Below are 5,662 nucleotides of genomic sequence, written 5' to 3' on the forward strand. Positions count from 1 at the left end.
CGGCGGAGGTGGGGTCCTTGCCGTCACCCAACCAGGTGGCCACTGCACTGGAGGACATCGTCCGGACGTCTTCCCCCTGATCAAGCGAGGTTCGAGATGCGAATACTGTTCACCACCTACTCGGAGAAGACGCACTTCCAGCTCCTGGTGCCGTTGGCGTGGGCGCTGCGGACCGCCGGACACGAAGTGTGTTTCGCCGTCCAGCCGAAGTTCGTCGACACCGTGACCCAGGCGGGCCTGACCGCCGTCCCGGTGGGGAGCGACCGGGACGTGTGGAACATCATCGGCCGGATCCCGGACTGGATCGACGAAAGTGACGGCAAGGACGGAGAGCTCTACGCGCCCTACGCCAGCGCTCTCATGCGGCCTGACGAGGTCACTTGGGAGTACGTGCGGGACGGTTTCGAGCGTGTGGTCAAGCGCCTGCACAAGCCGGCCAATTTCCCTTTGGTCTCCGATCTGGTGGAGTTCGCGCGCCAGTGGCAGCCGGACCTGGTGCTGTGGGAGGCCAACACGTTCGCGGGCGGGATCGCCGCCCGCGCCTGCGGGGCGGCGCACGGCCGCCTGGTATTCGCCATCGACGTCGAGGCCATCGCGCGCGACCTGTTCCTGGATCTGTGTGAACAGCAGCCCGAGGGGGAGCGGGTCGATCCGCTCGGGGAGTGGCTCGAGGGTTACGCGCGCAAGTACGGGTTCGAGTTCTCCGAGGACCTGGTCACCGGGCAGTTCACCGTCGACCAGTTGCCCGATGCACTCAACATGCATTCCGAACGGCTCGACTATGTGCCGATGCGGCCCGTGCCCTACGGAGGGCCGGCCACTGTGCCCAAGTGGCTCCAGGAGACCCCGAAACGCCCCCGGGTCGCCCTCACTCTCGGGTTGAGCACCACCGACCACCAGGCCGACTACGCGGTCGACGTCCAGGATGTGCTCGACGCCGTCGCCGACCTCGACATCGAGGTCGTCGCGACGATCGCCGAATCCCAACAGGATCGGCTGAGTCGGATCCCCGACAACGTGCGGGTCGTCTCTTACGTGCCTCTGCTGGCGCTGGTGCCCACCTGCGCCGCCGTCATCCACCACGGAGGATACGGAACCATGTCGACGGTGGCCCTCAACGGCGTTTCCCAGCTCGTGCTCCCGGCCGCGGACGACGGGCCCGTCCTCGGCCGCGGAATAGCCGAGGTCGGAGCCGGCCTGTCCGTCGATCCGCGGCGGACCACCGGTGCCGAGGTACGGGGGTTCCTGCTGCGGCTCCTCGATGGGGAGGAGTTCGAGGACGGTGTCGCGCGGTTGCGATCCCAGATGGACGAGTTGCCTTCGCCCAACGAGCTGGGCCCCGTGCTGGAGGCCAAGGTGGAGCATCATCGTTCCCGCACCGGGAAGCGGTGACGGGCGTGCGTGTTCTCTTCGTCGCCTTGCCCGAACGGGCGCATTTCATGCCCATGGTGTCGCTGGCGTGGGCGCTGCGGACCGCTGGACACGAGGTCCGGGTCGCGAGCCTGCCGTCCTTCGCCGACACCATCACCCAGGCCGGGCTGACCGCGGTACCCGTCGGTCGCGACACGGACCTGTGGACCCTCATCCAGCGGCGTGACCCGGAATGGGTGTGGCAGCCCGAGGAGGGGTTCCCCGAGCCCTACGGGGCCGTGCCCGAGGAGATCGGTGCCGACTGGGGCCGTCTGTGCGCCGACTACGCCGAGATCGTCGAGACCTGGCACAAGCCGGCCAATTTCCCGTTGGTCGCGGGGCTGGTGGAGTTCGCGCGCCAGTGGCAGCCGGACCTGGNTGCCGCGCACGGACGCCTGCTGTGGTGTGTGGACGCGTTCGGGGTGACCAGGGAGCGTTTCCTGGATCTGCGTGAACAGCAGCCCGAGAGCGAGCGGGCCGACCCGCTGCGGGAGTGGCTCGAGGGCTACGGGCGCAAGTACGGGTTCGAGTTCTCCGAGGACCTGGTCACCGGGCAGTTCACCGTCGAGCAGCTCCCCGAGGAATTGGGCGCACAGGCGCGGGGCCTGGAGTACGTGCCGATGCGGTACGTGCCCTACGGCGGGCCTGCTGTGGTCCCGGAGTGGTTGCGTGAGCGGCCCGAGCGCCAGAGGATCGCGCTCACCCTCGGCATCAGTGCTGCCGAGCACGACGCTCCCAACGCGGTTGACGCACACGGGATCCTGACCGGCCTGTCTTCCCTGGATGCCGAGGTGGTGGCCACTGTCCCCGAGGCCGAGCAGGAGAAGATGGCCCCCCTCCCGGACAACGTCCGGATGGTGCCGTACGTGCCTCTGGCCGACCTGGCCGCCACTTGCGACGCCGTGGTCAACCACGCCGGGCTCGGGACCCTGCTGTCGATGGCCCTGTACGGAGTGCCGCAGGTGACCCTGCCCTGGGACTTCGATGCCCCCGGCCTCTCTCGCCGTACCACCGAGTACGGAGGCGGGCTCACGGTTTACCCGCGTGGGGCCGACGGCGACTCCGTACGGGAGGCCGTCCGGCGGGTGTTGGAAGAACCCCGGTTCCATGAGCGTGCCGAGGAACTGAGGACACGGATCCGTGGCCGGCCCGCTCCCAACGAGGTCGTCTCCATCCTGGAGGGCCTCACCGCACGGCACCGGAATGTCCGGTGACCCAGACCGAGGACGAACGACACATGCGCATCCTGTTCGTGACGACCCCCTTGAGCACGATCTTCTACCCGATGGTGCCGTTGGCGTGGGCGCTGCGCACCGCCGGGCACGACGTTCGCGTGGCCAGTTACCCGAACTTCGCCGACACCATCACCCAGGCCGGGCTGACCGCGGTACCCGTCGGCCGCGACCGGAACATGCTCCAACTCCTGCCTGGACAGACCGAGGAGCTCCTGGAAGAGGCCCGCCGCGGACTGCCCCGGCCCTACGACATCGCCGAGGACCCCGAGGGCACCGATTGGGAGGAGGCCCTGGAGGGCTACTACGAAGCACTGTACTCCTGGCACCGTCTGGAGAATTTCCCGTTGGTCGCGGGGCTGGTGGAGTTCGCGCGCCAGTGGAAGCCGGACCTGGTGCTGTGGGAACCGATGGCCTTCGCCGGGGCGATCGCGGCCAAGGCCTGCGGCGCGGCGCACGGACGCCTGCTGTGGACGATGGACGTGTTCGGGGTGGCGCGGGAGCGTTTCCTGGAGCTGCGTGAACAGCAGCCCGAGGGGGAGCGGGTCGATCCGCTCGGGGAGTGGCTCGAGGGTTACGCGCGCAAGTACGGGTTCGAGTTCTCCGAGGACCTGGTCACCGGACAGTTCACCGTCGACCAGTTCCCGCGGGCGTGGGGGATGCGTGCGCGGGAACTGGAGTACGTGCCGATGCGGTACGTGCCCTACGGCGGGCCCGCCGTGGTCCCGAGGTGGTTGCGCGAACGCCCCGAACGCAGCCGCGTCGCGGTGAGTATGGGGGTAGCAGCGATCAGTCAGTTCTCCGGTTACCCCGTGGACCTACGGGAGGTCCTGGAGGGGGTAGCTGACCTGGACGTGGAGGTGGTGGCCACTGTCCCCGAGGCCGAGCAGGAGAAGATGGCCCCCCTCCCGGACAACGTCCGGATGGTGCCGTACGTCCCTCTGGCCGACCTGGCCGCCACTTGCGACGCCGTGGTCAACCACGCCGGGCTCGGCACGATGATGGCTATGGGCCTGTACGGAGTGCCGCAGGTGGCCCTGCCCTGGGACTTCGAGGCGCCCGAACTCGCACGCCGTGCAGCAGAGTACGGCAGCACCCTGGCACTGTCCCCGGAGAAGGCCGACGCCGCGACCGTGCGTGAGGCCGTCCGGCGCGTCCTCGATGAGCCCTCCTTCCGTGAGCGCGCTGCCGACTTGCGCGAGCAGATCATCTCCTCCAAGTCCCCCACCGAGGCGGTCTCCGACCTGGAGGCCTTTACCGAACGCCACCGCAGCGACCGATGAACGGGGAACGAACCATGCGAGTGCTGCTCGTGACCACACCGCAGTCGACGATCTTCTACCCGATGGTGCCGTTGGCGTGGGCGCTGCGCACCGCCGGACACGACGTTCGCGTGGCCAGTTACCCGAACTTCGCCGACACCGTCACCCAGGCCGGGCTGACCGCGGTACCCGTCGGCCGCAGGCGCGACCTGGAGCGTCCGCTCCCGGGGCAGACCCCGGAACTGGTGGAGCTGGCGCGGGCCGGCCTCTACCCGCCGTGGGACGTGGCCGAACACCCGGAACGGGCCCAGTGGAACCGGATGCTCGAAGGCTACTTCGACACCGTGCAGCAGGGATGCAAGGTGGAGAACTTCCCGATGATCGCGGGGCTGGTGGAGTTCGCGCGCCAGTGGCAGCCGGACCTGGTGCTGTGGGAGCCCTTCGCCTACGCCGGTTCGGTGGCTGCCGCTGCGATCGGTGCAGCGCACGGCCGGGTCTTGTTCGGCGTGGACGTGTTCGGGGTGGCGCGGGAGCGTTTCCTGGAGCTGCGCGAGCAGCAGCCCGAGGGCGAACGCGTGGATCCACTGCGGGAGTGGCTCGAGGGTTACGGGCGCAAGTACGGGTTCGAGTTCTCCGAGGACCTGGTCACCGGACAGTTCACCGTCGATCCGGTCCCTGACTCCCTTGGGGTGCGCGCGGATGAGCTGGAGTACGTGCCGATGCGGTACGTGCCCTACGGGGGGCGCTCCGTGGTTCCGAGGTGGTTGCGCGAGCGGCCCGGACGTCCCCGGGTGGCGGTCACACTGGGGGTCACCGCGACCGGGCAGCGCGCGTACGCATCGCACATGCGGAAGATGCTCGAAGGGGTGGCCGAGTTGGGCGTGGATGTGGTGGCCACTGTCCCCGAGGCCGAGCAGGAGAAGGTGGGGCCGGTACCGGACAACGTCCGGATGGTGTCCTACGTGCCTCTGGCCGACCTGGCCGCCACTTGCGACGCCGTGGTCAACCACGCCGGCCCGGGGACGTTCCTGACGATGGCCGCCCACGGGGTGCCCCAACTGACCCTGCCGTGGGAGTTCGACGAGCCGCTGCTCGCCCGCCGCGCGGGGGGACAGGGCGGTTCTCTGGTCCTGCACCCGACCCAGGCCGACGGCGACACGGTGCGTGAGGCGGTGGATCGGTTGTTGGACGAGCCGGTCTTCGGTGAGCGTGCGGCGGTTTTGGCGGCGGAGGTGGGGTCCTTGCCGTCACCCAACCAGGTGGCGGAGCAACTGGAGTCGAGGGTGTCCGGAGGGGTGGTCTGACATGCGGGTGTTGGTGTGTACAGGCGCCCACAAGAGCATTTTCCAGTACTTGGTGCCCCTGGCGTGGGCGTTGCGGACCGCCGGGCACGAGGTCCGCGTGGCCGCACCGCCCCGGCTGACCGAGGCCATCACCGACGCGGGGCTGACGGCCGTGCCTGTGGGGCGGGACACCCCGCCCAGGGAGAGCGAGGAGGAACGCGAGGAAGGCAGGGCGGGACTGCCCCGGCCGTACGATCTCATGGATGTCGGCGAGGTCACCTGGGAGCAGGCCCGCGACGGCTACTGGTTCGCCAGGGAGACCGCCCGTGAGCAGAACTTCCCGATGATCGCGGGGCTGGTGGAGTTCGCGTGCCAGTGGCAGCCGGACCTGGTGCTGTGGGAGCCCTTCTCCACTGCGGGGCCGATCGCGGCCGAGGCCTGTGGTGCTGCGCATGGTCGGGTTCTGTTCTGTGTG

At 69.1% G+C, this 5,662-nt stretch carries 4 protein-coding genes and 1 pseudogene; all 5 read left to right on the top strand.

The window, feature by feature from the left end; all coding sequences use genetic code 11:
• Positions 1–96 precede the first annotated feature (96 nt).
• On the top strand, positions 97–1,392 hold the full coding sequence (locus D473_RS0123670; protein WP_017611525.1) for an activator-dependent family glycosyltransferase: 1,296 nt from the start codon (positions 97–99) through the stop codon (positions 1,390–1,392).
• A gap of 53 nt (positions 1,393–1,445) precedes the next feature.
• Positions 1,446–2,624, top strand: coding sequence for a nucleotide disphospho-sugar-binding domain-containing protein (locus tag D473_RS0123675; protein WP_449406462.1), 1,179 nt, complete (start codon positions 1,446–1,448; stop codon positions 2,622–2,624).
• Positions 2,621–3,925 (top strand): activator-dependent family glycosyltransferase, encoded by a 1,305-nt coding sequence (locus tag D473_RS0123680; RefSeq protein WP_017611527.1) that lies wholly within the window; start codon positions 2,621–2,623, stop codon positions 3,923–3,925. Before D473_RS0123675 ends, D473_RS0123680 begins: the two co-directional genes overlap by 4 nt.
• 14 nt (positions 3,926–3,939) lie before the next feature.
• Positions 3,940–5,208 (top strand): activator-dependent family glycosyltransferase, encoded by a 1,269-nt coding sequence (locus tag D473_RS0123685; RefSeq protein ID WP_033353952.1) that lies wholly within the window; start codon positions 3,940–3,942, stop codon positions 5,206–5,208.
• 1 nt (position 5,209) lies between these two features.
• Positions 5,210–5,662, top strand: a pseudogene (locus tag D473_RS0123690) (glycosyl transferase); the annotation flags it as partial.

Origin of the sequence: Nocardiopsis xinjiangensis YIM 90004 (assembly GCF_000341145.1) — a bacterium.
In the GTDB taxonomy this organism is placed as follows: Bacteria; Actinomycetota; Actinomycetes; order Streptosporangiales; family Streptosporangiaceae; genus Nocardiopsis; species Nocardiopsis xinjiangensis.